At 62.0% G+C, this 26856-nt stretch carries 25 protein-coding genes; 8 read left to right on the forward strand and 17 right to left on the reverse strand.

The annotated features are described in order from the left end of the window. Positions 1-70: 70 nt before the first annotated feature. A complete protein-coding gene (locus AC3ISR_RS19985; RefSeq protein WP_192297037.1) occupies positions 71-2260 on the forward strand; it encodes a patatin-like phospholipase family protein in 2190 nt (729 codons plus the stop codon). Between the two features lie 135 nt (positions 2261-2395). Here the strand turns inward: AC3ISR_RS19985 and AC3ISR_RS19990 are convergent, their stop codons facing one another. Together AC3ISR_RS19990 and recQ are read right to left on the reverse strand one after the other, a co-directional pair. Then, positions 2396-2830, reverse strand: coding sequence for a MarR family transcriptional regulator (locus tag AC3ISR_RS19990; RefSeq protein WP_192297038.1), 435 nt, complete (start codon positions 2828-2830; stop codon positions 2396-2398). 121 nt (positions 2831-2951) lie between these two features. Further along, positions 2952-5078, reverse strand: coding sequence for a DNA helicase RecQ (recQ, locus tag AC3ISR_RS19995; RefSeq protein WP_192297039.1), 2127 nt, complete (start codon positions 5076-5078; stop codon positions 2952-2954). A gap of 265 nt (positions 5079-5343) precedes the next feature. Between recQ and AC3ISR_RS20000 the strand changes: the two genes are divergently transcribed. The 3 genes from AC3ISR_RS20000 to AC3ISR_RS20010 all read left to right on the forward strand — a co-directional run bounded on the left by AC3ISR_RS20000 (position 5344) and on the right by AC3ISR_RS20010 (position 9925). Further along, on the forward strand, positions 5344-5931 hold the full coding sequence (locus tag AC3ISR_RS20000) for a UPF0149 family protein (protein ID WP_192297040.1): 588 nt from the start codon (positions 5344-5346) through the stop codon (positions 5929-5931). 20 nt (positions 5932-5951) lie between these two features. Then, entirely contained in the window at positions 5952-6335 is a 384-nt protein-coding gene (locus AC3ISR_RS20005) for a YbaN family protein (protein ID WP_192297041.1), read from the forward strand. Between the two features lie 119 nt (positions 6336-6454). Beyond that, positions 6455-9925, forward strand: coding sequence for a hybrid sensor histidine kinase/response regulator (locus AC3ISR_RS20010; protein WP_192297042.1), 3471 nt, complete (start codon positions 6455-6457; stop codon positions 9923-9925). 34 nt (positions 9926-9959) lie between these two features. Here AC3ISR_RS20010 and AC3ISR_RS20015 read toward each other — a convergent pair whose 3' ends face one another. Together AC3ISR_RS20015 and AC3ISR_RS20020 are read right to left on the reverse strand one after the other, a co-directional pair. Continuing rightward, a complete protein-coding gene (locus AC3ISR_RS20015; RefSeq protein ID WP_463984098.1) occupies positions 9960-11438 on the reverse strand; it encodes a DNA recombination protein RmuC in 1479 nt (492 codons plus the stop codon). Positions 11439-11499: 61 nt separating this feature from the next. Further along, positions 11500-11823 (reverse strand): SEL1-like repeat protein, encoded by a 324-nt coding sequence (locus AC3ISR_RS20020; protein ID WP_192297043.1) that lies wholly within the window; start codon positions 11821-11823, stop codon positions 11500-11502. A gap of 457 nt (positions 11824-12280) precedes the next feature. Between AC3ISR_RS20020 and AC3ISR_RS20025 the strand changes: the two genes are divergently transcribed. The 4 genes from AC3ISR_RS20025 (at position 12281) to AC3ISR_RS20040 (ending at position 15444) form a co-directional block, all read left to right on the forward strand. Then, positions 12281-12586 (forward strand): hypothetical protein, encoded by a 306-nt coding sequence (locus AC3ISR_RS20025; RefSeq protein WP_463984079.1) that lies wholly within the window; start codon positions 12281-12283, stop codon positions 12584-12586. 443 nt (positions 12587-13029) lie between these two features. After that, complete coding sequence (locus tag AC3ISR_RS20030; RefSeq protein WP_005790139.1) at positions 13030-13254, forward strand: hypothetical protein; 225 nt, start codon at positions 13030-13032, stop codon at positions 13252-13254. A gap of 283 nt (positions 13255-13537) precedes the next feature. After that, complete coding sequence (locus AC3ISR_RS20035; RefSeq protein ID WP_192297045.1) at positions 13538-14020, forward strand: hypothetical protein; 483 nt, start codon at positions 13538-13540, stop codon at positions 14018-14020. A 146-nt stretch (positions 14021-14166) separates the two neighbouring features. Next, complete coding sequence (locus tag AC3ISR_RS20040) at positions 14167-15444, forward strand: OmpP1/FadL family transporter (RefSeq protein ID WP_463984078.1); 1278 nt, start codon at positions 14167-14169, stop codon at positions 15442-15444. A gap of 65 nt (positions 15445-15509) precedes the next feature. On the opposite strand, the gene AC3ISR_RS20045 is transcribed toward AC3ISR_RS20040, so the two are convergent. The 13 genes from AC3ISR_RS20045 to cobO form a co-directional block, all read right to left on the reverse strand. Next, a complete protein-coding gene (locus AC3ISR_RS20045) occupies positions 15510-16058 on the reverse strand; it encodes a glutathione peroxidase (RefSeq protein WP_226454975.1) in 549 nt (182 codons plus the stop codon). A gap of 149 nt (positions 16059-16207) precedes the next feature. Continuing rightward, positions 16208-17407: an MFS transporter gene (locus AC3ISR_RS20050; RefSeq protein ID WP_463984097.1), complete on the reverse strand. Its 1200-nt coding sequence runs from the start codon at positions 17405-17407 to the stop codon at positions 16208-16210. 63 nt (positions 17408-17470) lie between these two features. Further along, positions 17471-17875, reverse strand: a complete 405-nt coding sequence (locus AC3ISR_RS20055; protein WP_192297048.1) for a MarR family winged helix-turn-helix transcriptional regulator — start codon at positions 17873-17875, stop codon at positions 17471-17473. A gap of 42 nt (positions 17876-17917) precedes the next feature. Next, a complete protein-coding gene (locus tag AC3ISR_RS20060) occupies positions 17918-18646 on the reverse strand; it encodes an adenosylcobinamide-GDP ribazoletransferase (RefSeq protein WP_192297049.1) in 729 nt (242 codons plus the stop codon). 2 nt (positions 18647-18648) lie between these two features. Next, complete coding sequence (gene cobC, locus AC3ISR_RS20065) at positions 18649-19224, reverse strand: alpha-ribazole phosphatase family protein (RefSeq protein ID WP_192297050.1); 576 nt, start codon at positions 19222-19224, stop codon at positions 18649-18651. Further along, positions 19221-20276: a nicotinate-nucleotide--dimethylbenzimidazole phosphoribosyltransferase gene (gene cobT, locus AC3ISR_RS20070; RefSeq protein ID WP_192297051.1), complete on the reverse strand. Its 1056-nt coding sequence runs from the start codon at positions 20274-20276 to the stop codon at positions 19221-19223. Before cobT ends, cobC begins: the two co-directional genes overlap by 4 nt. After that, entirely contained in the window at positions 20273-20794 is a 522-nt protein-coding gene (gene cobU / locus AC3ISR_RS20075) for a bifunctional adenosylcobinamide kinase/adenosylcobinamide-phosphate guanylyltransferase (protein WP_192297052.1), read from the reverse strand. Before cobU ends, cobT begins: the two co-directional genes overlap by 4 nt. Before the next feature lie 51 nt (positions 20795-20845). Then, positions 20846-22297 (reverse strand): cobyric acid synthase, encoded by a 1452-nt coding sequence (locus AC3ISR_RS20080; RefSeq protein WP_305391317.1) that lies wholly within the window; start codon positions 22295-22297, stop codon positions 20846-20848. After that, the gene (gene cobD, locus AC3ISR_RS20085) at positions 22294-23283 is read right to left on the reverse strand and encodes a threonine-phosphate decarboxylase CobD (protein ID WP_305391318.1); all 990 of its coding nucleotides are present in this window, start codon (positions 23281-23283) and stop codon (positions 22294-22296) included. The genes AC3ISR_RS20080 and cobD overlap by 4 nt, the downstream gene beginning before the upstream one ends. After that, on the reverse strand, positions 23276-24184 hold the full coding sequence (gene cbiB, locus AC3ISR_RS20090) for an adenosylcobinamide-phosphate synthase CbiB (RefSeq protein WP_192297055.1): 909 nt from the start codon (positions 24182-24184) through the stop codon (positions 23276-23278). Before cbiB ends, cobD begins: the two co-directional genes overlap by 8 nt. Next, positions 24181-24831 carry a 5,6-dimethylbenzimidazole synthase gene (gene bluB / locus AC3ISR_RS20095; RefSeq protein ID WP_192297056.1) on the reverse strand — a complete coding sequence of 217 codons (651 nt, stop codon included), beginning with the start codon at positions 24829-24831 and terminating at the stop codon, positions 24181-24183. Before bluB ends, cbiB begins: the two co-directional genes overlap by 4 nt. Beyond that, entirely contained in the window at positions 24828-26219 is a 1392-nt protein-coding gene (locus AC3ISR_RS20100; protein ID WP_463984073.1) for a cobyrinic acid a,c-diamide synthase CobB, read from the reverse strand. The genes bluB and AC3ISR_RS20100 overlap by 4 nt, the downstream gene beginning before the upstream one ends. Beyond that, entirely contained in the window at positions 26216-26827 is a 612-nt protein-coding gene (cobO, locus tag AC3ISR_RS20105) for a cob(I)yrinic acid a,c-diamide adenosyltransferase (protein ID WP_192297058.1), read from the reverse strand. Before cobO ends, AC3ISR_RS20100 begins: the two co-directional genes overlap by 4 nt. Positions 26828-26856: the final 29 nt, after the last annotated feature.

Consider the following 26856-nt stretch of genomic DNA (forward strand, 5'->3'; position numbering starts at 1 on the left):
CTGGCGTAACGGGCTCGGGGGTTCGGGTGGCTATAATACCGGCCTTTATCGCCCAGTCCCGAGATTCACGATGCGCCGCCTGTTGTCCTGCCTACTGCTGTGCCTGCTCCCCCTCCTCGCCCAAGCCGTTGAAAGCCCACGCCCGAAAATCGGCCTGGTGCTCTCCGGCGGCGCCGCCCGAGGCCTGTCGCATATCGGCGTGCTCAAGGCCCTGGAAGAACAGGGCATCCAGATCGATGCCATTGCCGGCACCAGCATGGGCGCGGTGATCGGCGGGCTGTACGCCTCCGGCTACAAGATCGACGAGCTGGAAAAGCTCGCGCTGAGCATCGACTGGCAACAGGCCCTGTCCGACGCGCCGCCACGGGAAGACGTGCCGTTCCGGCGCAAGCAGGATGACCGCGATTTCCTGATCAAACAGAAACTCAGCTTTCGCGACGACGGCAGCCTGGGCTTGCCACTGGGTGTGATCCAGGGCCAGAACCTGGCGTTGCTGCTGGAAAGCATGTTCGCCCACGCCAGCAACACGCGAAATTTCGACAAGCTGCCGATCCCGTTTCGTGCCGTAGCCACCGACATCACCACCGGGGAAAAGGTGGTATTTCGCAAGGGCCATCTGCCCCAGGTGATCCGCGCCAGCATGTCGATCCCGGCGGTGTTCGCCCCGGTGGAACTGGACGGCCGACTGCTGGTGGACGGCGGCATGACCGACAATATCCCGCTGGATGTGGCGCGGGAGATGGGCGTGGATATCGCCATCGTGGTGGACATCGGCACCCCGCTACGTTCGCGCAAACAACTGGCAACGGTGGTGGACGTACTCAACCAATCCATCACCCTGATGACCCGGCGCAATTCCGAAGAACAGCTCAAGGACCTGCACCCCAAGGACGTGCTGATCCAGCCGCCCCTGGCCGCCTACGGCGTGACCGACTTCGGCCGCGCCAAGGACATGATCGACGCCGGCTACCGCGCCACCCGCGCCCTCGACTTACGCCTGGCGCACCTGCGTCCCGCCGCCCCCATCGACGCGCAATTGATCGCTGCACGCACGCCGGGCGAGCGCACGCCAGTGATTACCGCGATCAACGTGGAAAACGACTCCAAGGTCAGCGACGACGTGATCCGCTACTACATTCGCCAACCCTTGGGCGAACCGCTCAACCTGGGGCGCCTGCAAACCGACATGGGCACCTTGTACGGCCTGGATTACTTCGAGCAAGTGCAATATCGCGTGGTGAAAAAGGGCCAGGACAACACCTTGGTAATCAGCGCACGGGGCAAGCGCGCCGGCACCGACTACCTGCGCCTGGGCCTGAACCTGTCGGACGACATGCGCGGCGACAGCGCCTTCAACCTCGGCGCCAGCTACCGCATGAACGGCATCAACCGCCTCGGCGCCGAATGGCTGACGCGCGTGCAGATCGGTGATCGCCAGGAGCTGTACAGCGAGTTCTATCAACCACTGGATACCGGTTCACGCTACTTCGTCGCACCCTACATCAGCGCCCAGGCGCAGAACGTGGAATTGATCCTGGACAACGACCCTATCTCCGAATACCGCCTGGAACGCTACGGCTTTGGCTTGAACCTGGGACGCCAGATCGGCAACAGCGGCGAAATCCGCTTTGGCGTCGGCGAAGCCTGGGGCAAGGCGGATGTGCGCATCGGCGACCGCGACCTGCCGAGCGTGAGCTTCAGCGAAGGCTTCTATGAGCTGAAGTACTCCTTCGACTCCCTGGATAACGTGTACTTCCCCCATACCGGCGAAGACATCGGCCTGGCCTACCGGGAATTCGAACCGGGGCTCGGCTCGGACCAGCGCTACCGCCAGTGGGAGTTCAAGCTGGACAAGGCCATGAGCAGCGGCCCGGACACCCTGATCCTGGGCGGGCGCTACGGGCGTACGCTGGATAAATCCGACGTGGTGATTTCCAGCTTCCTGCTGGGTGGGGCGCGACAGTTGTCGGGGTTTCGCGAAGATGCCATCTCGGGACAGAACATCAGCCTGATGCGCGCGGTGTATTACCGCCGGCTGACACCGCGCTCGTACTTGCCGCTGGATTTCCCACTGTACCTGGGTGCGTCAGTGGAGCGCGGTCGGGCGTGGAACAACGACAACGAGTTCGACAGTGGGTATATCAACGCGGCGAGCGTTTTCCTGGGCTTCGATACGCCGTTGGGGCCGCTGAATTTCAGCTATGGGTTCAATGATGACAATCAGAAGGCGGTGTACCTGAACCTGGGCCAAACCTTCTAGAAAGCCGAACACAAAACCAAATGTGGGAGCGGGCTTGCCCGCGAAGGCGGTGGATCAGCCAATGAATCTGTTGACTGACACACCACATTCGCGAGCAAGCCCGCTCCCACAGTTTGATCTTAGTCGTATCCGCAATCAGGACTTTTCCAGGTTCGCCAGGATGTGCCCGTGCACCCGCATGCACACGCGCATATCCTCTTCATCCACGCCTACAAACAGCTCACGGCGCAGTTGCGTGGCAATTGTCTCGATCTGGTCGATCAACGGGCGCGCGGTATCACACAGCAGGATGCGCTTGGCACGGCGGTCTTCGACCACCGCCTGGCGTTGCACCAGGCCTTGGCTTTCCAGGCTGTCGAGCAGCCTGGCCAAGGTTGGCCCTTCTACGCCGACACTTTGTGCGAGCTCACGCTGGGTAGGGGCTTCTTCGAACCGGGCCAGGTGCAACAGCACCAGCCAGCGTGCCTGGGACAACCCCAGCCCCGCCAGACGGCGATCCAGTTCGGCGCGCCAACCTCGGGACATTTGCGCCAACTGCATGCCAAAGCGGTGTTGATCGGTTAACGGCATAAAAAACTCATGGTTTAGACTGAAAATAAAGTGTGGCTAATTATTAGTCAGCTAAGCATGAGCCCTGCCAACAGGCAAGAGGTGCTATGTACTGATTCGTTACATTGTCGTAATTGGCACACTAAATTTCGAATTCAGACTGCAAAGCGGCACGCACGCAGTACAAAACCCCTTCAGGCACACGCCCGGTGAACAACGGCGCGATCTCCGCCACAGGTGGCAATTCGCCCTCTCCGTCAAGGAACGCGTCCTGGATTTCGCCGAGCAGATCCTCCGGCAGATCAAGTGCCTGTTCCAGCGACAGCTGCTGGGCGCCAATGGACTCCGCCAAAAGGGTGTAGACGTTCTTCTCCGAACATTGCAACTGGCCGGCGATCTGGATCGGCGTCATGCCGGCGCGCGCCAGGCTGATCAGTTCGTGGCGAATATCCGCGACTTCCTTCGGCGCTTCGGCCTGGCCACCGAGCACTTCGAGAAACGCCTGCCCATAACGCTCCAGCTTGCGCGCACCCACGCCACTGACCCGGGCCATTTGCGCCATCGTTGTCGGCTGCTCGCGCAGCATCTCCAGCAAGGTGGAGTCGGGGAAGATAACGTACGGCGGCACGCTGTGTTCCTGGGCCAATTTGCGCCGCAGGGTGCGCAAGGCTTCCCACTGTTCACGCTCTTCGCCACGCACCAGTTGGCTGGCCTGGCTGGTGCTGGTCTTCGCAGTGGTTTGCGGCTTGAGGTCGCGGCGCAATTCAAGGCTGACTTCGCCCTTGAGCAGCGGCCGGCAACTGTCATTCAAGCGCAGGCCGCCATAGCCCTCGATGTCGATGTCCACCAGGCCACGCGCGACCATCTGCCGGAACAGCGAGCGCCACTCCCCTTCGGCGCGGGCCTTGCCAACGCCATAGACCGAGAGTTTTTCATGACCGAAGCTGCGGACCTTTTCGTTGTCCTTGCCCAGCAGCACATCCACCAAATGGCCGACGCCATAACGCTGGCCGGTGCGATAGATGGCGGACAAGCCCTGGCGTGCCGGCTCGGTGGCATCCCAGGTCTGCACGCCATCGGTGCAGTTGTCACAATGGCCACAGGGCTCGGGCATGTCTTCGTCGAAATAGGCGAGCAACGTCTGGCGGCGGCAGCGGGTTTCTTCACACAGCGAGAGCATGGCGTCGAGCTTGTGCTGTTCCAGGCGTTTGTGACGCTCGTCGCCTTCGGAGTTTTGCAGCATCTGCTTGAGCATCACCACGTCTTGCAGGCCGTAGACCATCCACGCATCCGCCGGCAGGCCGTCACGGCCCGCACGACCGGTTTCCTGGTAGTACGCCTCAAGGGACTTGGGCAGGTCCATGTGTGCCACAAAGCGCACGTTGGATTTGTCGATCCCCATGCCAAACGCGATGGTAGCAACCATGATCAGGCCTTCCTCGTTGAGGAAGCGCTTTTGGTGCGCCGAGCGCGTTTCGTTGGGCAGGCCGGCGTGGTACGGCAACGCCGGGTAGCCCTGCTCGCAGAGGAACGCCGCGACTTCATCGACCTTCTTGCGCGACAGGCAATAGACGATGCCCGCATCGCTGCGCCGCTCGGAGAGGAACGCGAGCAGCTGCTTGCGCGGCTGCTCCTTGGGCACGATGCGGTAGAAAATATTCGGGCGGTCGAAGCTCGACAGGAAGCGCTCGGCGTTCTGCAAATGCAGGCGCTCGACGATTTCTTCGCGGGTGCGTTTGTCGGCAGTGGCGGTCAGGGCGATACGCGGCACATCGGGAAACAGCTCGGCCAACTGGCCCAGTTGCAGGTATTCGCGCCGGAAATCGTGGCCCCATTGCGATACGCAGTGGGCTTCATCGATGGCGAACAGGGCGATTTCCAGGCTCTGCAGGAACGCCAGCATGCGCGGCTGTACCAGGCGCTCGGGCGCCAGATAGAGCATCTTCACCTCACCGCGCTTGATCCGCGCGGCCAGGTCGCGCTGCTGTTCGGCGCTGAGGGTGGAGTTCAAGGACGCTGCGGCGACGCCCAGTTCTTCCAGGGTCGCAACCTGGTCGTCCATCAACGCGATCAGCGGCGACACCACCACCGCCAGCCCGTTGCGCAACAGCGCCGGCACCTGGAAGCACAACGACTTGCCGCCGCCGGTAGGCATCAGTACCAGGGCATCACCGCCACTGGCCACGCGCTCAATGATCGCACCCTGGCGGCCACGAAAACTGTCGTAGCCGAAGATGTCCTTGAGGACGCGTTGAGCCTGCTCGAGCATGTAAAACTCCAAAATATCGCCGAAATCCCTCTGTACAGGCTGGCCGAAAAAATCCGTCCTCACGGGAAATAATCCGTAAGCGAAGTTTTCGCGGGTTGGCGCTTGGCCTGCAGGGGCATCACAAAACGCGGCAGTATACCCGAGCGACACCCGGCAAAGGGCGCGGCTGACGAATAGCGGCCGCGATCTAATCTGCCATGCGGCTGGCCTGGGCGCTCAAGAAAGCCTAGAATTCAGCATCGTTTATTCCCAAGGTAGTCCTTCAATGTCCTTCGCTGAGCAACTAACCCGCCTGCAAGCCTTCCTCGACGCCGATGAGCTGCATGACGAGGCGCTGGACTACGTGGCCGCCCACGGCTACCTGACCGCCCTGTCCATCTGTGCCGAGCCTGTTCCTGATCGTGAATGGATCGACGCCCTGTTCGCCGAAGAGCCGCACTACGCCGACGCCGCCCAGCGCGAAGAAATCGAATCGACCCTGATCGCCCTCAAAGCCCACATCGGTCGCCAACTGGCCTCCGACGAGGAATTCGAGCTGCCGTGCGACCTGGACCTGGGCGAAGAGCCGGACGACTCCGACTTGCGCGGCTGGTGCATCGGCTTCATGGAAGGCGTGTTCCTGCGCGAAGCCGCCTGGTTCGAAACCGCCGAGGAAGAAGTCAGCGAGATGCTGCTGCCGATCATGGTCGGTTCGGGCCTGTTCGACGACCAGCCAGAGTTCGCCGACATCGCCTCCGACGCCAACCTGATGGACGACATGATCGTACAGATCCCGGAAGCCCTGACCGCCCTGTACCTGCTGTGCAACGCCCCTGACGAAAAACCGGCGATCCTCAAGCCACGTCACCACTGAGTCGTTTGCCCGTGACACCCATGGGCAATCGCTCGCCTCTCCTGCGTTACGTGCTGCTGGCCATCGGCTGGCTGAGCGTAGCGCTGGGGGTGATTGGCATTTTCCTGCCGGTGTTGCCAACCACGCCCTTCCTGCTCCTCGCCGCCGCCTGCTTCGCCCGCAGCTCTCCGCGCTTCTACCACTGGCTGGTGGAACACCCGCGCCTGGGCCCGTGGATTCGCGATTACCTGGACGGCAACGGCATCCCCCTCAAAGGCAAGGTCTACGCCATCGGTTTGATGTGGCTGAGTATCGGCCTGTCCTGCTATCTGGTACCTCTACCGTGGGCACGCGGCTTCATGCTGACCAGTGCCGTGCTGGTGTCGATCTACATCCTGCGCCAGAAAACCCTGCCGCCGCGCTAGACACACCCTGCGACATTCTCCCTCACACGACCTTGGTCGACACTGACTAACCCCATGCATCATGCGAGACTGTCCAACCGGGCCTGAAATGCCCGGGCGTTCTTATGCTCGGAGTTACCATGACGCTGTCCAGCGGGCTGATCGCCGCCGTTGCCCTGGCCTATATGGCCATTATGTTCGCCATCGCCTTTTATGGTGACCGCCGCCGTGCGCCGCTGCCGCCCCGCATGCGTGCCTGGGTGTACAGCCTGTCGCTGGCAGTCTACTGCACCAGTTGGACCTTCTTTGGCTCTGTAGGGCAAGCTGCCGAACAGTTGTGGGCGTTTTTACCGATCTACCTGGGACCGGTGCTGCTACTGGTGCTGGCACCTTGGGTGCTGCAAAAGATGATCCTGATCAGCAAGCAGGAAAACATCACCTCCATCGCCGACTTTATCGCCGCACGCTACGGTAAATCCCAATCCCTGGCCGTGGTGGTGGCGCTGATCTGCCTGGTCGGCGTACTGCCCTATATCGCCCTGCAACTCAAAGGCATTGTGTTGGGGGTGAACCTGCTGATCGGCGCAGGCGCCGACACCACCGGCACCCGCGCCCAGGACACGGCGCTGATCGTGTCACTGGTTCTGGCCCTGTTCACCATCGTCTTCGGCACCCGCAACCTCGACGCCACCGAGCACCACCGTGGCATGGTGCTGGCGATTGCGTTTGAGTCGCTGGTCAAGCTGTTCGCCTTTCTCGCGGTCGGCGCGTTTGTGACCTACGGCCTGTATGACGGTTTCGGCGACCTGTTCAGCCAGGCGATGCTTGCACCGCGCCTCGACGAATACTGGAAAGAGACAGTCAACTGGCCGTCGATGGTGGTGCAGACCGGCGTGGCCATGATGGCGATCATCTGCCTGCCCCGGCAGTTCCATGTGACGGTGGTGGAGAACATCGACCCGCAGGACCTGCGCCTGGCCAAATGGGTATTCCCCGCCTACCTGATCCTCGCCGCACTGTTCGTCGTCCCTATCGCCCTCGGTGGCAAGATGCTGTTGCCCGGTTCGGTATTGCCGGATTCCTACGTAATCAGCCTGCCCATGGCCGAAGCGCATCCGGCCCTCGCCGTGCTGGCGTTTATCGGCGGCGCCTCGGCAGCCACCGGCATGGTGATCGTGGCGAGCATCGCCCTGTCGACCATGGTCTCCAACGACATGTTGCTACCCTGGCTATTGCGCCGTTCCAGCGCCGAGCGGCCGTTCGAAGTGTTCCGGCACTGGATGCTCTCGGTACGCCGGGTCAGCATCGTGATCATCCTTCTGCTGGCCTACGTGAGCTATCGCTTGCTGGGCTCCACCGCAAGCCTGGCGACCATCGGCCAGATCGCCTTTGCCGCCGTGACCCAACTGGCGCCGGCGATGCTGGGTGCGTTGTATTGGAAGCAGGCCAACCGGCGCGGCGTGTTTGCCGGCTTGGCGGCGGGGACTTTCCTGTGGTTCTACACCCTGGTCCTACCTGTGACGGCGAAAAGTCTCGGCTGGTCGCTAAGTCTTTTCCCTGGCCTGACATGGATGCACTCCCATCCGTTTGGCTTGTCCGTGACTTCATTGACCCTGGGCACCGTGTTCTCCCTGGCAGGCAACTTCACGCTGTTCGTGTGGGTGTCGATGCTGTCGCGCACACGGGTGTCCGAGCACTGGCAGGCCGGGCGTTTTATCGGCCAGGAAATCAGCCAGCGCGCCAACGCACGCTCGATGCTGTCGGTACAGATCAGCGACCTGCTCAGCCTGGCCGCACGTTTTGTCGGTGAAGAACGCGCCCAGCAGAGTTTTATCCGCTTCGCCTATCGCCAGGGCAAAGGTTTCAACCCCAACCAGAACGCCGACAACGATTGGATCGCCCACACCGAACGCCTGCTGGCCGGTGTGCTCGGCGCTTCGTCGACACGCGCTGTAGTAAAAGCCGCGATTGAAGGTCGGGAAATGCAACTGGAGGACGTCGTACGTATCGCCGACGAAGCCTCCGAGGTGCTGCAATTCAACCGGGCCCTGCTGCAAGGTGCGATTGAAAACATTACCCAGGGCATCAGCGTGGTGGACCAGTCTCTCAAGTTGGTGGCGTGGAACCGGCGCTACCTGGAGCTGTTCAACTACCCGGAAGGCCTGATCAGCGTCGGCCGGCCGATTGCCGACATCATCCGTTACAACGCCGAGCGCGGCCTGTGCGGGCCGGGTGAGGCCGAAGTCCATGTGGCGCGTCGCCTGCACTGGATGCGCCAGGGCCGCGCGCACACCTCAGAGCGCTTGTTCCCCAACGGGCGGGTGATCGAGCTGATCGGCAACCCGATGCCGGGCGGTGGTTTCGTCATGAGCTTCACCGACATCACCGCGTTCCGCGAAGCCGAGCAAGCGCTCACTGAGGCCAACGAGGGCCTTGAGCAGCGGGTGACCGAGCGCACCCATGAACTGTCGCAGCTCAACGTGGCACTCACTGACGCCAAGGGCGTGGCCGAATCCGCCAGCCAGTCGAAGACCCGTTTCCTCGCGGCGGTCAGCCATGACCTGATGCAACCACTCAACGCCGCCCGGCTGTTTTCCGCCGCGCTGTCACATCAGAACGACGGCATGTCCAGTGAAGCCCGGCAATTGGTGCAGCATCTGGACAGTTCGCTGCGTTCCGCCGAGGACCTGATCAGCGACCTGCTGGACATCTCGCGCCTGGAAAACGGCAAGATCAACCCGCAGCGCCAACCCTTTGCACTCAATGAGCTGTTCGACACCCTCGGCGCCGAGTTCAAGGCCCTGGCCCAGGAACAAGGCTTGCGCTTTCGCGTGCGCGGCAGCCGTTTGCGGGTGGACAGCGACATCAAGCTGCTGCGGCGAATCTTGCAGAATTTTCTCACCAACGCCTTCCGCTATGCCGACGGCCCGGTGCTGCTTGGCGTACGTCGCCGCGAGGGCGAGTTATGCCTGGAAGTCTGGGACCGTGGCCCCGGCATTCCACTGGATAAACAGAAGGTGATCTTCGAAGAGTTCAAGCGTCTCGACAGCCACCAGACCCGCGCGGAAAAGGGCCTGGGCCTGGGCCTGGCAATTGCCGATGGCTTGTGCCGCGTACTGGGCCACCCGTTGCGCGTGCGCTCCTGGCCGGGCAAGGGCAGTGTGTTCAGCGTCAGTGTGCCATTGGCGCGCAACCAGGCCAGCCCACGGGTGTTGGCGACACCGGAGAACGGCCAGCCGCTGAGTGGCGCGCAAGTGCTGTGCGTGGACAACGAAGAGAGCATCCTGATCGGCATGCGCAGCCTGCTGAGTCGTTGGGGCTGCGAGGTGTGGACGGCTACCGACCAGGCGCAATGCGCGGCACTGCTGGCAGACGGCGTGCGTCCGCAACTGGCCTTGGTGGATTACCACCTGGACCATGGCGAAACCGGCACCGAGTTGATGGGTTGGTTGCGCGCGCAATTGGCCGAGCCGATTCCCGGCGTGGTGATCAGCGCCGATGGCCGTCCGGAGATGGTGGCCGAGGTGCACGCGGCCGGGCTGGATTACCTGGCCAAGCCGGTGAAGCCGGCGGCGTTGCGCGCGTTGCTGAGTAGGCATTTGCCACTGTAGCCAGGCCGTGCTCGATCTGAATTGTGGGCGGGGTTTATTCAGGCAGATGGGCAACGCCATCGGTATCGGTCATTGCCCGTTCCAGCAGGTCGGCAGGGAGACTTTTGCTGGCACGCGCACCGAGCAACTTTAACTGCTCGGTACGGCTGACCAGATTTCCGCGGCCATCTGTAAGCTTGTTCCGCGCCGAGCTGTAAGCCTTATCCAACTGCTGCAGACGATTGCCTACTTCATCCAGGTCCTGGATAAACAACACGAACTTGTCGTACAGCCAACCGGCACGCTCGGCGATTTCACGGGCGTTCTGGCTCTGACGCTCCTGCTTCCACAAGCTGTCGATCACCCGCAAGGTGGCGAGCAAAGTGGTCGGGCTGACGATCACGATATGGCGGTCGAACGCTTCCTGGAACAGGTTCGGTTCAGCCTGCAGCGCGGCGGAAAACGCCGCCTCGATCGGCACGAACAACAACACGAAATCCAGGCTATGCAAGCCTTCGAGGCGCTTGTAATCCTTGCCGGCCAAGCCTTTGACGTGATTGCGCAGGGACAATACGTGTTGCTTGAGCGCCGCTTGGCCGATCACTTCGTCGTCCGCGCCGACATACTGTTGATAGGCGGTCAGGCTGACCTTCGAGTCGACCACCACCTGCTTGTCGCCGGGCAACATGATCAACACGTCGGGCTGGAAGCGCTCACCGTCCGGGCCCTTGAGGCTGACCTGAGTCTGGTATTCACGGCCCTTCTCCAGGCCAGCGTGTTCCAGCACTCGCTCAAGGATCAGTTCGCCCCAGTTACCCTGGGTTTTCTGGCCCTTGAGGGCGCGGGTCAGGTTGGTGGCCTCGTCCGACAGACGCAGGTTCAGTTGCTGTAGGCGCTCCAGTTCCTTGGCCAGGGAAAAGCGCTCGCGGGCTTCATTCTGATAGCTTTCTTCCACACGTTTTTCGAAGGATTGGATGCGTTCCTTCAACGGGTCGAGCAACTGGCCGAGGCGTTCCTGGCTGGTCTCGGCAAAGCGCTGTTCGCGCTCATCGAAAATCTTGCCGGCCAGTTCGGCGAACTGCGCACGCAGCTCGTCACGCGAACCTTGCAGGTCAGTGAGGCGTTGCTGGTGGCTGTCCTGTTGCTCGCGCAACTCGGCGCGCAAGGCCGCCGACAGCGCATCGAGGCGGCGTAGCTCGGTGTCCTTGGCGTTGCGGTCGAGGTTCCAGGCGTGGGCGGCGTCGCGGGCATTGTCGCGGTCGATCTGCAACAGTTCGACCTCACGGCGCAAGGCGGCCAAGTCAGCTTGCTTGGCGGCGTTGGCGTGGCTCAGGTCGCTGATTTCGTCACGACTGGCGTCCAGTTGAGCCGCCAGGCCTTCCTGGGCCAGTTGCGCAGTCGCCAGGCGCTCTTCGAGCAGCTCCCAGCCGGTGGTGCGGGCGGTCAGCCGCCGTTGAAGTTGCCAGCACACGGCCAACAGAGGCAACGCGGCGCCAGCAAGGCCCAGGGCAACACTGGTCCAGTCAAAAACCATAGCCATTTCTGCCATTACCGAAAAAGAGCAAGGTTAACGGAGCACAGGGTCTGACGACAGCTCAGTCTTCGACCTGGCCGAGTTCGCGTTGGGCGCGACGATCACCGGCGCGGGCAGCCTGGCGCAATAGGTCATGGCCGATGCGGCGGTCGCGGGCGTTACCGCATTCACGGCACATCAGCTGGCCCAGGCGGCTCTGGGCGGCCACCACGCCATCACGGGCAGGCTGCTTGAGCAAGCGCCCGGCGAAGTGTTTGACGTTGGTGCTGTGCCCCAGGCGCGGGCTGTCGAGCAGCCACAAGGCAACCTTCAAGGAGAAACGCTTGGGTGCGGTAACAGTCTGTGGAGTGTCGGTAACAGAAGGTGATACTGAGCGAAACTTCATAAAGCACTGTGGGGCAGATCGGAAGGCGCGCCACTCTACTCTTTTTTTCGTACAGGTAAAGCTGAAAAATCTCAGCACGCCCGTTCTAGAGCAAGCGCTAGGGACAATCCACAGAAGCTGTGGATAACTCAGTGGACAACCCCCCTTTAACCCGCGCAAAGGCCCGTGGAACGGGGGCCGCAGTCAAACTGACGATTTTTTCACCAATTAAAAAAAGCGAGATTTTTCATTGACTTAAATTTCCATTGCAGGCTAAAGGCGGCCCTGCGAAGGAGTTGACAGGTTGGTTACACACTCCGCAACTAATGTGCACAAGTCCCGATCAGACGGTTATATCGGCGGCTTTTTTTGCTGCGACTTCTACGAAAAACGTTACCGGCGAGTCACGTGGGAGGACTTTTCAAATCGATACGGGCTGGCCACACTGCTCTACCCATAACGCAAGCGTGCACCGCCGATGAAAGGAATTCTGTTATTCGCACTCCTGCTGCTCGCAATCTGCGCAACCGCCCTGGGCATCAACGCGGCCCTGCCCGCGCCTGACGGCGCGTTGTTTGCCATCGCCATCCTGCTGTCGGCCGCCTTTACTGCCGTAAGCCTGTGCATCGAGTTGGGTGACGGCAGGATCAACGACATGCGCGACGTGATGCAAGTGATTGAAGCCGGCCAGTCCTGGCGCCTGACCCTGGCGGCCTACGCCTTGGGTTGCTCCCTGGCCGCAGCCGCTACGGTGCTGATCTATCGCAGCCTGGTAGGGGGTTGATTGAAGTTTTTTGGCTAGCACACTTTCTTTCCTTGTTTCAATCCGTTACTATCCGCGGCGTTAGTACCAAGCTGAAAGTCAATTCTGGTCGAACAACTCCCCCGAACAACGCGGGACCGACCACCTCGATGGTTTCCAGGTATCACTTGCGACGACACCGCCTTTGAACAAGCAAAGGGTGCCGCGAAGTTCCAATACTCTGACCGAACCAACCTGCAAATTGATCAGGATCTTCACCCTGGGCCCAGAACCTTTGCCCCTGTTGTGTTGCCTGCCCTCCTAAGTACCTACCTGCCAGCCCAAGCGCGCCTAACTTATTAGCGCTTCAAACTGGCTGCTTTGTTCCAGTCGGGTTCTTCGTTTGATCAATGGTGATCAACGTTACTGGAACGTTTTAACGTTGCACGGTTCTTATCCGTGTCATTTGTAGGAACACCAATAATATGAACGCTCAAATCCATACTCAGGATGCCATTCGCACCCTCACCAACGCTTTTGCACCAATGAATTGCCTGATCATGGCTGCTCGCAAAGGCTGCTTCAGCTTCACCCTGGTCAACGAACACGGCATCGCTCGTCACAGCGAACGCCTGTACCCCGATCAATACTCCAGCGCCGAGCCGCTGCAGGCCGTGATCGAGCGTACCCGTCAGGCACTGACTGCCTGATCGACCCGAGTCGCTGAAACACAAAAAACCCTGTTTAAAACACAGGGTTTTTTATTGCCTTGAATGTGTAGATTCGGCTTTTTTACTAAGTTCAAACAGATATAAACGATATAACTAAATGAATAAGATGTTTTAAAAACAGTCCTTTACATCATGAATATGACACTACACTTCAACTCAAGCGGCATGATCCGCTTCCGGCGAGCCTGAGATCCGATCCACCGCTGCCAAGCCCCCACCTCTCAGGCCTCGTCGACCACTTCCGTCACGGATTGAGGCTTGTATGGGTATCGCTGCCAGCGAATTGTGTCGTTATGTGATCCGGCCAACGTTGATGTACCTGGGCCGCCACAACCAGACGGCTGAAGCCCTGCTACTGGGCATCGCGGCCAGCCAGTCGGAACTCGGCTCCGCCTTGCACGACCGGCGCGGCCATGGCCTGTACAGCATCACCGAACCTCGCCATCGCGCGCTGTGGGACAACTACCTGGCGCTGGACCCCGAACGCGCCAGCCTGGTACGCGGCTTGGCCAGCCAACATGCCTTTCTCAGTGCTCCCCAACTGGAACTCACCGTAAACCTGCGTTACGCCACCGCCATTGCCTGGCTATTGGTGGAACAACATCATCCCGCCCTGCCCCCTCCCGGCGATGTTTTAGCCATGGCACGTATCTGGAAAGAAATATTTCATCCCCAAGGAAGGCTGCGCGATTTCACGCAAACCTGGCAAACCTGTGTTTCACCCATGAATCACGCGGTTTGCTGACCGGGCAATTTGCAAGATTCGCCAAAAAACCCGAATTTTGGTCGGATTGTCCTACAAAACCGCTCTATCTCCTGCATTACAGCCTATAGCGCGATGTGAGATTTATTGATACTTTCCGCAGCGGTGATCACCACGGAGTTCTAATAATGAAAAAAGTAATGCTCAAGACCACACTTAGCCTCGCCGTTGCCATGGCATCCTCCCAACTGTTCGCAAGCGGTTTCGCACTCAACGAACAGAGCGTCAGCGGGATGGGTACGGGTTTCGCAGGTCGCTCCTCTTCTGCCGATGATGCAAGCACTGTCTACGGTAACCCTGCCGGTATGTCCCGCCTGAATGGCCAGCAAGTCACCGGTGGTGTTGCGGCTATCGATGCGTCGACCAATATCAAGGATACGGGTGGCGTTTCCAGCGGCTCCAACAAAGGTGACATGGTTCCATTCACCGCCGTACCTTTCGGTTTCTACACCAACAAACTCAACGATCAGTGGGCTATCGGCTTCGGCGTGTACGCACCGTTCGGCCTGGTCACCGACTATGAAAACGGTTTCCAGGGCCGTGGCTTCGGCAGCAAGAGCGAAGTGAAGGTGATGACCTTCCAGCCAACTGTCAGCTATGCCTTCAACGACCGCGTGTCCATCGGTTTCGGTCCGACCATCAACCGGATCTCCGGGGTACTGGAATCGGAAAAAACCCTTAACGCGGCACTTCCCGACACCAACGTCAAGATCAAGGGTGACGACACCGCGCTGGGCTTCAACATCGGCGTGCTGGTCCAGGCGACCGATACCACCCGCGTCGGCCTGACCTACCACTCCAAGGTCAACTACAAGCTGGAAGGCCACACCACCGTCAGCGGCCCAGCGCAGACTCAAGGCTTCCTGCGTAACAACCGTTACGACGCCTCGCTGAAAATCGAGACTCCGGAATCCTACGACCTGTCGGTCACTCAAGACCTGACTGACGCCTGGAAACTCTACGCCGGTACCACCTGGACTCGCTGGAGCCGCCTGAAAGAGATCACCGTCAACAACGAAGGCGTGACCGGAGCCAACGGCGGCATTCTCGCCCCGAGCCGAATCAGCAGCATCACCGAGAAACAAGACTGGCACGACACCTGGGCTTACGCCGTGGGCACCTCGTACCAGCTGACCAAGCAGGTTGTGCTGCGTACCGGCCTGACCTTCGACCAGTCGCCAACCAACAACCAGGATCGCTCGCCACGTATCCCTACCGGCGACCGGACGATTTTCAGCGTTGGCCTGGGCTACGCAGTCATGGACAACATGACCATCGACCTGGCGTATTCCTACCTGAAGGAAGAGGACGTGAAGGTGAACAACACCGCCGCGCCGTCGAGCTACCGCGCCAAGTATGAAAACAGTGCCAACGGTTTCGGCCTGGGCATGACTTACAAGTTCTGATTCAGAACCGCGTAAAAAAGCCCCGCTCTCCTGCAAAGGAGGCGGGGCTTTTTAATGGCTGACGATCAGGGCTTCGAAGCCAACGCCTTCTCCACCGCTTCGATCAGATCCGGGCTGTCCGGCTTGGTCAGGCTGGAGAAATCAGCAATCACCTTGCCCTGGCGGTCGACCACATACTTGTAGAAATTCCACTTCGGCGCATTACTCTGCTGCGCCAATACCTTGAACAAATGCACCGCATCCGGCCCCTTGACCTTCTGCGGTTCGGTCATGGTGAAGGTCACGCCGTAATTCACGTAGCAGACCTTGGCAGTCTCCTCGCCGGTCTTGGCCTCTTGCTTGAAGTCATCTGAAGGCACACCGATCACTTCCAGCCCTTGATCCTTGTAACGTTGATACAAGGCTTCGAGGCCTTTGAACTGCGGGGCGAACCCACAGAAGCTCGCGGTATTGACGATCACCAGGGGCTTGCCAGCAAAACGCTGGCACAAGTCGATGGATTCCTTGGCCCGCAGCTTGGGCAATTGGCCCTCCAGCAACGGCGGGCAATCGGCGGCCATTGCGGCACTGCCAATCGCCATCAGCACGGGTACAGCGAGCCAGCGCATCTGCATGTCGTGTGTCCTTGAAAAAGTCAGAGTCCGAACTTAACAGATCGACATACCCAGTTGCATCAACGCCAGGCCACCGTGCTGCCAACCCCACCAGGCGAGCAGCGTCAGGACCAACCCCGCCGCGATCAGCAACCCCCTTGCCGCTATGCTCATGCCGCCTCCATCTGCGCCTGCAAACGTGCCACCGGCCGCTCGCGCACGGGCCAATTCAATGCCGCCGCGAGCAGGCTCAACGCGATTGCGCCCTGCCAGATCAAATCGTAGTTACCGGTTCGATCATAGACCACCCCGCCCAGCCAACCACCAAGGAAGGAACCGATCTGATGGAACAGGAACACAATCCCGCCAAGCATCGAGAGATTTCGTACGCCAAACAGCGTCGCGACCGTGCCGTTGGTCAGCGGCACGGTGGACAGCCACAACAAGCCCATCGCCATGCCGAACAGGTAGGCGCTGACCTGGGTCACCGGCGCCCACAGGAACAAGACGATGACCACGGCGCGCAGCAGATACAACGCGGTCAACAAGCGCGGTTTGGACATACGCCCACCGAGCCAGCCAGCGGTGTAGGTGCCGATGATATTGAACAGGCCAATCAACGCCAGCACCGTGGTACCTGTGGTTGCAGGCAGATGTTGGTCCACCAGGTAGGCCGGCAGATGCACGCCGATAAACACCACCTGGAAGCCGCAGACGAAAAAACCAAACGCCAGCAGCCAGAACCCTGAGTGGCCGCACGCTTCTTTCAACGCTTCACCCAAGGTTTGCTGACCAGCCATCGACGGCAGCGGGCGATCCTTGAGCATGCCGACCAGCGGCAGAATCAACGCCACCATCAGGCCCAACGCCAGCAATGCAGCGGACCAACCCAACCAACTGATCAAGCCCAAAGTGCCTGGCACCATGGCGAACTGGCCAAACGAACCGGCCGCGCTCGCGATCCCCATCGCCATACTGCGCTTTTCCGGCGCGACGGCACGGCCAACCACGCCGAGAATCACCGAAAATGAGGTGCCGGACAGGCCGATACCAATCAGCAAGCCTGCACTGAGGGATAACGACCACGCCGAGTCGGACAAGCCCATGAATACCAGGCCCACGGCGTACAGCACCCCGCCGACAAACACCACTTTGGTCGCACCGAAACGGTCCGCCAACGCACCGGCAAACGGCTGCGCCAGGCCCCACACCAGATTCTGCAAGGCGATAGCCAGGGCGAAGGTGCCGCGCCCCCAACCGAATTCGGCGCTCATCGGCGCCAGGAACAGGCCGAAGCCATGCCGCACGCCCAAGGACAACGCCAGGATCAGCGCACTCCCCACAAGGATCCAACCACTGGTGCGCCACATCGAGGTCATTTCTTATTCTCCGTTCACGGGTATATACCCGCTTGTATTGGAACAAACCTGCCGTCAGGCGAGTTCGTCCAGCAAGGCCAACAAGGTTTCGCGTTTATCTGCGCCGAGTTGATCGATCAATTTCTGCTGTGCTGCTTCCCACGCCGGTAACGCCGCGGCCAATCGTTGCGCACCGGCCTCGGTCAACAGCACCAGGCGGTTGCGCAGGTCATTGCCTTCCACCAGTTGCACCAGGCCTTCGCCTTCCAGCACCCGCAGGTTGCGCCCCAAGGTGCTGCGGTCCAGACCCATGGCTTCCGCCAGGCTGGAAATGCTCGGTTGATCCAGACGCTGCAAGTTGCACAGCAAAGAATACTGGGCAACGTTGATCCCGAAGCCGTCGAGAGCGCCGTCGTAATGCCTGCTGACGCCACGGGCGGCACGTCGCAGGTTGGTGCATAAACATTGGGAGGCAAGCATGGAACGTGTATATACCCGCGATTAAGGATTTGCAAGAAAGTGTTACAGCGCTAAACCGACCAGAACCGCGACTTCCAGCAGTTCCAGCAAGGCCCCGGCAGTGTCGCCCGTGGTGCCACTGAGGCGCTTGACCATCAGGTGGCGCAAACCGACAAAACATAGCGCCGCGAGCAGCACAGCGATCCCGCCGCTGAAACCACCGATCAGCAGGCACGCCAGGCCACTGAGGATCAGCACCTGTTGGGCCACAACTCTCGGTAAATGATCCGACAGCGCCTGCCCCAACCCGCCGGCACGCACGTAGCGCGTGGTCAAGAACAAGCCCAGCATCGATGCGCGCCCGATCAATGGCGCCAGGATCAGCGCTACGCCGTTATGCTGTTCGATCAACGCCACCAGCGCGGTGAACTTGAGCAGCAGCACCAGCCCCAGCGTGACCACGGCAATCGGCCCACTGCGCGGGTCCTTCATGATGGTCAGCGTGCGCTCGCGGTCGCCGAAGCCACCAAGCCAGGCGTCGGCGCTGTCGGCCAGGCCATCGAGGTGCAAGCCGCCACTGAGCAACACCCAGGCGGTCAGCAACAACGCGGCATGCAGCAACAACGGGGCGCCCATCAACAACGCGTTCAAGCCCCACAACAGCGAGCCGAACAACAGGCCGACCAGCGGATAAAACAGCAACGAGCGTCCCAGCTCCTGCGGCTGTGGCATGCCCGGTAGGCGAATCGGCAAGCTACTGAGAAATTGCAGGGCGATCCAGAACGGCAACATCGTCAGATTCCTTCCTTCAGCACGCCGTCAGCCGCGACCTGCAGATTGAACAGCGCGCCATGGCCGACTTCGACATTCAGCAATTGCTCACGGGGCAAGCCCCGCGCCCGCGCCAGCAACAAGCGCATCACGCCGCCGTGACTGACCAACAACACCCGCTCACCGGCGTGCGCTTGCTGCAAGCGTGCGACGGCAGCGAGAACGCGGTCGGAAAAGTCGCTGACCGCCTCACCCTCAGGCGGTGTAAAGCTGTAGGGATCTGCCCAGAACAAGCCGAGCGCTTCGGCGTCGGTCTCCATCAGCGCCGCAGCACTTTGGCCTTCCCAGGCGCCGAAGTGCAGCTCTTGCAGATCCGGCTCCAGGCTGACCGGCACCTGCAGCTGAGCGCCCAACTCTTCGGCAAAACGTGCGCAACGCTGCAAAGGCGAGCTGACCAGCCGATGCCACGGCCCCTGGGCCACCACGGCGGCGCGCATCTGTTCCCAGCCCTTGGCGGTCAGCGCGTCGTCCAGGCTGCCGCGCAGGCCGCCGCCCAGCTCGGTCTCGCCGTGGCGCAACAGGTCCAGGTGCAAAGTCATGCCGGGCGGTCTGCCACGGCGGCTTCGGCGAAGGTGGCCATCTGGCCGTGCAAGGCACACGCCAGGCGCAACAATGGCACCGCCAGGGCCGCGCCGCTACCTTCGCCCAGGCGCAGGCCGAGCTCCAGCAGCGGCTGTGCGTCGAGGTTTTGCAGCACGAGACGATGGCCTGGCTCGGCGCCCCGGTGGCCGAACACCAGCCATTCGCGGCAGCCCGGGTTCAGGCGTGTGGCCACCAGTGCGGCGACGCTGCAGATAAACCCGTCCACCAGCACCACGATGCCTTCCTGGGCGCAGGCCAGGTAAGCGCCGACCAGTGCGGCAACTTCAAAGCCGCCGAGATTGAACAGGGTGTGCAACGCGTCATCGCGCTGCCCGGCGTGCAACGCCAGTGCCCGCTCGATCACCGCAACCTTGTGACTGACGCCTTGGGCATTCAAGCCGGTGCCCGGCCCCGTCAGATCGCTGACCGGGCAATCGAGCAACGCACACGCCAGCGCACTGGCGGCAGTGGTGTTGCCGATGCCCATCTCACCGCCGATAAACAACTGCGCACCGCTCGCCAGCGCGCGACGCGCACTGTCACGACCGGCTTGCAACGCCAACCGCCCCTGGGCTCCAGTCATCGCCGGGCCGTTGACGAAGTTGGCGGTGCCCGCGCCGATATTCAGGTGACGTACCCCAGGCAGGTTCAGCGACGGCGTGACCGTGCCGAGGTCGATCACTTCCAACTGCGCGTCCAACTGCCGCGCCAGTACGCTGATAGCAGCACCGCCGGTGACAAAGTTATGCAGCATCTGCCCGGTGACTTCCTGGGGAAACGCCGACACGCCTTCGGCGACCACACCATGATCACCGGCAAAGATCGCGATCCACAGTTGATCTACCGAAGGTTTGACCTGCCCCTGCAAGCCGGCCAATTGCACGGCCAACGCTTCCAACTGGCCAAGGGAACCCGCCGGTTTGGTCAGTTGCTGCTGGCGCGCCAAGGCTTGTTCGTACGCCGCAGTGTCAATCGCCTTACATGGGTTGAGCCACCAGATGTCAGTCATAACGCAGTACCTTTCAAAGTCAGGGGCAGGCCGGCAACCGTCAGGACAACACGCTGACAACGCTCAGCCAAAGCTTGATGCAGCCAACCGGCTTCATCCACATAGCGGCGAGTCAATTCGCCCAGCGGCACGACACCGAGGCCGGTCTCGTTGCTGACAAAAATGATTTCACCCGGCAGCGCGGCCAGGGTTTCCAGCAGTTGATCGCGCTCGAACCCCAGGCGCTGGGGGTCTTCGAGCATCAGCAGGTTGGTCAGCCACAGCGTCAGGCAATCCACCAACAGGCAGCGCCCGACGGCGGCGTTTTCGCGCAGGACACGGGCCAGTTCGACGGGTTCTTCGATCAGCCCCCAGTGGTCGGGGCGACGCTGGCGATGCAGGGCGATGCGTTCGTTCATCTCACCGTCCAGCGGCTGGCTGGTGGCGATGTAGATGACCGGCAACGCGCTGTCGCTGGCGAGCTTTTCGGCGAGACGGCTTTTGCCGGAGCGGGCGCCGCCGAGGATCAGTTGCAGCATAAGGTCACACCTTCCTGTGGGAGCAGTGCAGCAGTTGAAACCCACATACAGTTAAATCCCACACAGCGTGCGCAGCAATTCAGTGTCCAGGTGGTTCTCCACCAAGTCCGCCAAGCGCTCGATGTCACGCTCGCGCAACGCGTGGTAATCCACGCTTTGCACATCCTGCAAGCCCGCCCAGCGCAGCAACGCGCTGCACGCGGCCGGGGTTTCGAACAGGCCGTGAAGGTAGGTGCCGAGAATCTGCCCGTCCGCACTCTGGGCGCCGTCGCTGCGCCCGTCATCCAGCAACACGGCGGCGTTCGCCAGCGCGCTGCCGGACGTCACGCCCGCATGGATCTCATACCCGCTGACCTCGGCGTTTTCCAACAGCAGGCGCCCGCGCACGTTGCGCAACTGCTTTTCTTCTTCCAGCGTGGTGCTGAAGGCCAGCAGCCCCAAGCCATGGCTGGAGCCCGACGGCCCTTCCAGGCCCAACGGGTCGTGAACCTGCTCGCCGAGCATCTGCAAGCCGCCGCAAATGCCAAGCACTTTGCCGCCATAGCGCAAATGTCGCGCCACGGCGCTGTCCCAGCCGTTGGCACGCAAGTAGGCCAGGTCGCTGCGCACGCTTTTCGAGCCCGGCAGGATGATCAGGTCGGCAGGCGGAATCGGCTGGCCCGGCCCGACAAATTGCAAATCCACCTGGGGATGCAGGCGCAGCGGGTCGAAATCCGTGTGGTTGCTGATGCGCGGCAACACCGGCACCACCACCTTGAGCACTTGGGCGGCCTTGTCGATCTGGCGCTTGTCGATGCCGTCTTCGGCTTCCAGGTGCAGGTCCATCACGTAGGGCAGTACGCCCACCACAGGCTTGCCGGTGCGCGCTTGCAGCCAATCCAGGCCGGGTTGCAACAACGCAATATCGCCGCGAAAACGGTTGATGATGAAGCCTTTGACCCGCGCCTGTTCGCTCGGCGACAGCAATTCCAGGGTGCCAACCAGGTGCGCGAATACGCCGCCACGATTGATGTCGGCGATCAGCAGCACCGGGCAATCCACGGCTTCGGCGAAGCCCATGTTGGCGATGTCGTTGGCGCGCAGGTTGATCTCCGCCGGGGAGCCCGCGCCCTCCACCATCACCACCGGATAGGCATCGCTCAGGCGTGCATGGGAGGCCAGCACGGCTTGCATCGCGATGGCTTTGTAATCGTGATAGGCCACGGCGTTCATACTGGTGACGGCACGGCCGTGGATGATCACCTGGGAACCGGTGTCACTGTTGGGCTTGAGCAGCACCGGGTTCATGTCGGTATGGGGCGCCAGGTTGGCAGCCTGGGCCTGCACGGCTTGGGCGCGGCCGATCTCGCCACCTTCGGCCGTCACGGCGCTGTTGAGGGCCATGTTCTGCGGCTTGAACGGCGCCACGGCCACGCCCTGGCGGACCAGCCAACGGCACAGTGCGGTGACCAGGGTGCTCTTGCCGGCATCGGAGGTGGTGCCTTGCACCATCAGCGTACTCATGCAGCGTCCTTGTAGGCCGTCAGCGCTTCGTCAAGGCGCAGCCAATCGGCGGCGCTATCAGGCAAGCCAAAACGCAGGCTGCTGTCGTGAACGAACAGGCGCAGCAAGATGCCGCGCTGGGCCATGAATTCGTGCATGCGCTCGGCATGCGGGGTGATCAGCCATTGGAACAAGGCACAGCCGCCGTGGGGTTGGAAGCCGTGGCGCTCAAGCAGGTCGAACAGCCGCTGGCTGGCCTCGATACAGCGCTCGCGCTGGCGCGTGTGCCCGGCCGTATCCGCCAGGCAGACTTGGCCCAGCACGCGGGTGGGGCCGCTGACGGCCCAGGGTCCCACCTGTTCGGCAAGCAGCCTGAGCAACTTGCGCTCGGCCAGGACAAAACCGAGGCGCACACCGGCCAGTCCAAAGAACTTGCCGAACGAGCGCAACACAATCAACCCGACCTGATGGGCCTGGCTCGCCAGGCTCAGGTGCGGCGTGACGTCCATGAAGGCTTCATCCACCACCAGCCAGCCGCCCCGCTGCGCCAGCCGCGCATGCCAGTCCAGCAGGCGTTGCGGACTCAGGCTGAGGCCGGTGGGATTGTTCGGGTTGACCACCACCAGCACGTCGAGGTTGTCGAGAAAGAAGTCCACTTCCTGCTCCAGCACTTCGCGCACCACATAACCGGCGCGGCGCCAGGCTTCGGCGTGTTCGGCATAGCACGGCGACAGCACGCCGACCTTGCCCGCCCGCCGCAAGCGCGGCAACAGTTGGATCGCCGCCTGGGAGCCCGGCACCGGCAGCAAATGGGCGGCGCCGTAATATTCGCTGGCGGCGCGTTCCAGGCCGTCGTCGGTTTCCGGCAAGCGTGCCCAGGCCCGCAGCGGAATTTCCGGGATCGCCCACGGCCACGGCGCGAGGCCGCTGGACAGGTCGAGCCAATCGGCCTCGGCAATCCCGTATTGAATCGCTGCCTTGCGCAGCCGGCCACCGTGCTCAAGCATAAAATTGCGCCCCCGCGCATAGGATCAGCAGCCACAACCATACGCCGCGCTGCACCAGTTGCCAGCCTCGGTCGATGGAGTCCGCATCCGCCGCCGGGCCTTCGCCCAGTTGCGGGCGTTGATGTACTTCGCCGTGATAAATCGCGGCGCCGCCCAATTCGACACCCAGCGCACCAGCGCCGGCCGCCATCACCGGGCCGGCGTTGGGGCTGTCCCACGTTGGGCCCTGGGTACGCCAGCACTTCAACGCCAGGCGGGTTTTGCCCAGCAGCGCGTAGGTCAATGCCACCAGGCGCGCAGGAATATAGTTCAGAACGTCGTCGATCTTGGCCGCCGCCCAACCGAAACGCTCGAAACGTTCGTTGCGATAGCCCCACATGGCGTCGAGGGTGTTGCTCAGGCGGTACAGCACCACGCCCGGCACACCGGCAACGACAAACCAGAACAGCGCGGCGAATACCGCGTCGCTGCCGTTCTCCAGTACCGACTCGGTGGCGGCGCGGGCGACTTCGGTACGGTCCAGTTCGCTGGTCTGACGGCTGACAAGGTAACTCACACGCTTTCGCGCTTCGTCCAGGTCATCACTGCGCAGCGCCTGGGCGACCGGGATCACATGCTCGCCAAGGCTGCGCATGCCGAGGGCGCAGTACAACGCCAGGATCTCCAAGATCCAGCCGATATACGGTGCCCACGACAAAGCGGTGGCCAGCAGGGTCAACGGCACCACGGCGATAAACCACGCGGTCACGCCATGGCTGCGCCAGCCCCGGCCACCGCTGTTGAAGCGTTGCTCGATGCGCCCGGCGAAATTGCCGAACGCCACCAGCGGATGCCAGCGCCTGGGTTCGCCCAGCAGCGCATCCAGCGCGACTGCGGCGACACACAGCAAGGCCACACTCATTGACTCACTCCCCAAGAATTTTCGTACAGCATGTCACTCAGCGGCCGCGGCTCGGTCCAGCCTTCGAGTTGCAACATCGGTGCCGGGTAGAACGCAGCGACCGGGCCCAGGCACAGCACAGCCAGGGGTTTGGCGCCGGGCGGCAGGCCCAGCAGGTCGGCCAGGGCCTGGGGCTCGAACAGCGAGACCCAGCCCATGCCCAGGCCTTCGACGCGGGCAGCCAGCCACAGGTTCTGGATTGCACAGGACAGCGAGGCCATGTCCATTTCCGGCAAGGTGCGACGACCGAAGATGTGGCGCTCGCGGTCGTCCATCAGCGCTGCTACCAATACCTCGGCGCAATCGTGGATGCCTTCGACCTTGAGCTTCATGAATTCGTCGGAGCGCTCGCCCAGGGCTTCGGCGGTGCGGATGCGTTCTTCTTCCACCAGTTGCTGGATTTGCCCACGCAGTTGGCGGTCACTGATACGGATGAAGCGCCAGGGTTGCATCAGGCCGACGCTGGGCGCCTGGTGTGCGGCCTGGAGCAGGCGCTGCAGCAGTTCAGGCGCGACGGTGCCGCCGCTGAAGTGGCGCATGTCGCGGCGTTCGGCGATGGCGCGGTAGACGGCCTGGCGGTCGGCCTCAGGGAAGGCGTTGTCGGTCATGGCCTCTTCGCGGGCAAGCCCGCTCCCACATTGGATTGGGTTTCGACGCGATCCCCTGTGGGAGCGGGCTTGCCTGCGATGGCACCCTCCCGGTCCGGCGCAAACAGTGCCGCCACCGCCGCCGGATTCGACGGAAAATAAAAGTGCACGTAGGAAGCCGTCATCCGCCCCTGTCGGAAAACCGCCTCGGCACCACGCCCACCGTTGGGGCTCACGCCACGGGCAATCGGCGTGCAGTCGGTGCTGGTCAGGGAGTGGTGATAGGTGTGACCGCGCAATGTGCCTTCCGGCAGTTCGACATTTTGCAGGGCCAGGGCGGCCAGTTTCTTTTGCATCACGGCATCGCCCTGCAGCAGACCGAGCAACTCGGCACGCTGGCCGTCGACATCGGTGAGCGAGTCCAGCAGGTACAACATGCCGCCGCACTCGGCGAGCAGCGGTTTGCCAGCAGCGTGATGAGCACGGATCGCATCGAGCATCGCGGTGTTTTCCGACAGCGCCTGGTGATGCAATTCCGGGTAACCACCCGGCAGATACAGGCTGTCGGCGTCAGGCAATTCGCGGTCGTGGATCGGCGAGAAGAAGTGCAATTCGGCGCCCATCGCCCGCAACAGGTCGAGGCTGGCGCCGTAGGTGAAGGCGAAGGCTTCGTCGCGAGCCACGGCAATGCGCACGCCGTTGAGCAACGGCTCGGCCTCAATGATCTGCGGCGCAGCGAACGTCACCGGCGGCGGCAATGCGACTTCGCAACTGCTGCCCAGGGCTTGGGCGGCGGCGTCGAGGCGCAGGTCGAGGTCATTCAGTTCGCTGGCTTGTACCAGGCCCAGGTGGCGGCTGGGCAATTCGATGCCGGTCTCGCGGGACAGCGCGCCGTACCAGCGCAGGCCTTCGGTCAGACTGCCTTCGAGCAATTGTGCGTGGCGCAGCGTGCCTACGCGGTTGGCCAGCACGCCGGCGAACGGCAGGTCCGGCTGATAACGCGCCAGGCCCAGCGCGAGGGCGCCGAAGGTCTGGGCCATGGCGGTGCCGTCGATCACACCGAGCACCGGCACGCCAAAGTGGCGCGCCAGGTCAGCGCTGGATGGCGTGCCGTCGAACAGGCCCATCACGCCTTCAATGAGGATCAGGTCAGCCTCGCCGGCGGCTTCCCACAACAGGCGACGACTTTCCTGCTCTCCCACCATCCACATGTCCAATTGATACACCGGCGCACCGCTGGCGCGCTCATGGATCATCGGGTCGAGAAAGTCCGGCCCGCATTTGAACACGCGCACCTTGCGTCCCAGGTTGCGGTGCAAACGGGCGAGCGCGGCGGTGACGGTGGTTTTGCCCTGGCCGGATGCCGGTGCGGCGATCAAGACGGCCGGGCAATGACGGGGCTGATTCAAAGTTCGACGCCCTTCTGTGCCTTGATACCGGCCTGGAACGCGTGCTTGAGCATGCCCATTTCGGTGACGGTGTCGCCCATTTCGATCAGCTCGGGCTTGGCGCCACGGCCGGTGACCACCACGTGTTGCATCGGCGGACGGGCTTGCAGGTCGCTGAGCACTTGGTCCAGATCGAGGTAGCCGTGTTTGAGGGCGATGTTCAGTTCGTCAAGGACGACAAGGCCGATGGCGGGATCTTGCAGCAGCTCGCGGGACACCGCCCAGGCGGCTTCGGCGGCGGCGATGTCACGTTGGCGGTCCTGGGTTTCCCAGGTGAAGCCTTCGCCCATGACGTGAAAACGCACTTGCTCAGGGAAGCGGCGGAAGAACAGCTCTTCGCCCGTGCTGTTGCGCCCCTTGATGAACTGCACCACACCGCACTGCATGCCGTGGCCCATGGCCCGAGCCAGCATGCCGAACGCAGAACTGCTCTTGCCTTTGCCGTTGCCGGTGAGCACCAGCAGCAAACCGCATTCGTTGGGCGAGTTGGCGATGCGCTCGTCGATCACGGCTTTTTTGCGCAGCATGCGCGCCAGGTGGCGTTCGTCGCGTTCAGGGGAATCGGTCATGGCAGCTCTCCGTTGGGGCTGGACAAAAA

It is taken from the genome of Pseudomonas sp. GL_117 (assembly GCF_057835125.1).

Excerpts from the sequence above, each read along its gene's own strand:
- AC3ISR_RS19990 (WP_192297038.1), bottom strand. The coding sequence starts at position 2,830 with ATGCCGTTAACCGATCAACACCGCTTTGGCATGCAGTTGGCGCAAATG.
- AC3ISR_RS20055 (WP_192297048.1), bottom strand. The coding sequence starts at position 17,875 with ATGCTTGCCTCCCAATGTTTATGCACCAACCTGCGACGTGCCGCCCGT.
- cobD (WP_305391318.1), bottom strand. The coding sequence starts at position 23,283 with ATGCTTGAGCACGGTGGCCGGCTGCGCAAGGCAGCGATTCAATACGGG.
- AC3ISR_RS20040 (WP_463984078.1), top strand. The coding sequence starts at position 14,167 with ATGAAAAAAGTAATGCTCAAGACCACACTTAGCCTCGCCGTTGCCATG.
- AC3ISR_RS20015 (WP_463984098.1), bottom strand. The coding sequence starts at position 11,438 with ATGGTTTTTGACTGGACCAGTGTTGCCCTGGGCCTTGCTGGCGCCGCG.
- AC3ISR_RS20020 (WP_192297043.1), bottom strand. The coding sequence starts at position 11,823 with ATGAAGTTTCGCTCAGTATCACCTTCTGTTACCGACACTCCACAGACT.
- cbiB (WP_192297055.1), bottom strand. The coding sequence starts at position 24,184 with ATGAGTGTGGCCTTGCTGTGTGTCGCCGCAGTCGCGCTGGATGCGCTG.
- AC3ISR_RS20030 (WP_005790139.1), top strand. The coding sequence starts at position 13,030 with ATGAACGCTCAAATCCATACTCAGGATGCCATTCGCACCCTCACCAAC.
- AC3ISR_RS20050 (WP_463984097.1), bottom strand. The coding sequence starts at position 17,407 with ATGTGGCGCACCAGTGGTTGGATCCTTGTGGGGAGTGCGCTGATCCTG.
- AC3ISR_RS20010 (WP_192297042.1), top strand. The coding sequence starts at position 6,455 with ATGACGCTGTCCAGCGGGCTGATCGCCGCCGTTGCCCTGGCCTATATG.
- AC3ISR_RS20005 (WP_192297041.1), top strand. The coding sequence starts at position 5,952 with ATGGGCAATCGCTCGCCTCTCCTGCGTTACGTGCTGCTGGCCATCGGC.
- AC3ISR_RS20080 (WP_305391317.1), bottom strand. The coding sequence starts at position 22,297 with ATGAGTACGCTGATGGTGCAAGGCACCACCTCCGATGCCGGCAAGAGC.
- AC3ISR_RS20035 (WP_192297045.1), top strand. The coding sequence starts at position 13,538 with ATGGGTATCGCTGCCAGCGAATTGTGTCGTTATGTGATCCGGCCAACG.
- recQ (WP_192297039.1), bottom strand. The coding sequence starts at position 5,078 with ATGCTCGAGCAGGCTCAACGCGTCCTCAAGGACATCTTCGGCTACGAC.
- AC3ISR_RS20045 (WP_226454975.1), bottom strand. The coding sequence starts at position 16,058 with ATGCAGATGCGCTGGCTCGCTGTACCCGTGCTGATGGCGATTGGCAGT.
- AC3ISR_RS20025 (WP_463984079.1), top strand. The coding sequence starts at position 12,281 with ATGAAAGGAATTCTGTTATTCGCACTCCTGCTGCTCGCAATCTGCGCA.
- cobU (WP_192297052.1), bottom strand. The coding sequence starts at position 20,794 with ATGCTGCAACTGATCCTCGGCGGCGCCCGCTCCGGCAAAAGCCGTCTC.
- cobO (WP_192297058.1), bottom strand. The coding sequence starts at position 26,827 with ATGACCGATTCCCCTGAACGCGACGAACGCCACCTGGCGCGCATGCTG.
- cobT (WP_192297051.1), bottom strand. The coding sequence starts at position 20,276 with ATGACTGACATCTGGTGGCTCAACCCATGTAAGGCGATTGACACTGCG.
- bluB (WP_192297056.1), bottom strand. The coding sequence starts at position 24,831 with ATGACCGACAACGCCTTCCCTGAGGCCGACCGCCAGGCCGTCTACCGC.
- AC3ISR_RS19985 (WP_192297037.1), top strand. The coding sequence starts at position 71 with ATGCGCCGCCTGTTGTCCTGCCTACTGCTGTGCCTGCTCCCCCTCCTC.
- cobC (WP_192297050.1), bottom strand. The coding sequence starts at position 19,224 with ATGACTTTGCACCTGGACCTGTTGCGCCACGGCGAGACCGAGCTGGGC.
- AC3ISR_RS20060 (WP_192297049.1), bottom strand. The coding sequence starts at position 18,646 with ATGTTGCCGTTCTGGATCGCCCTGCAATTTCTCAGTAGCTTGCCGATT.
- AC3ISR_RS20000 (WP_192297040.1), top strand. The coding sequence starts at position 5,344 with ATGTCCTTCGCTGAGCAACTAACCCGCCTGCAAGCCTTCCTCGACGCC.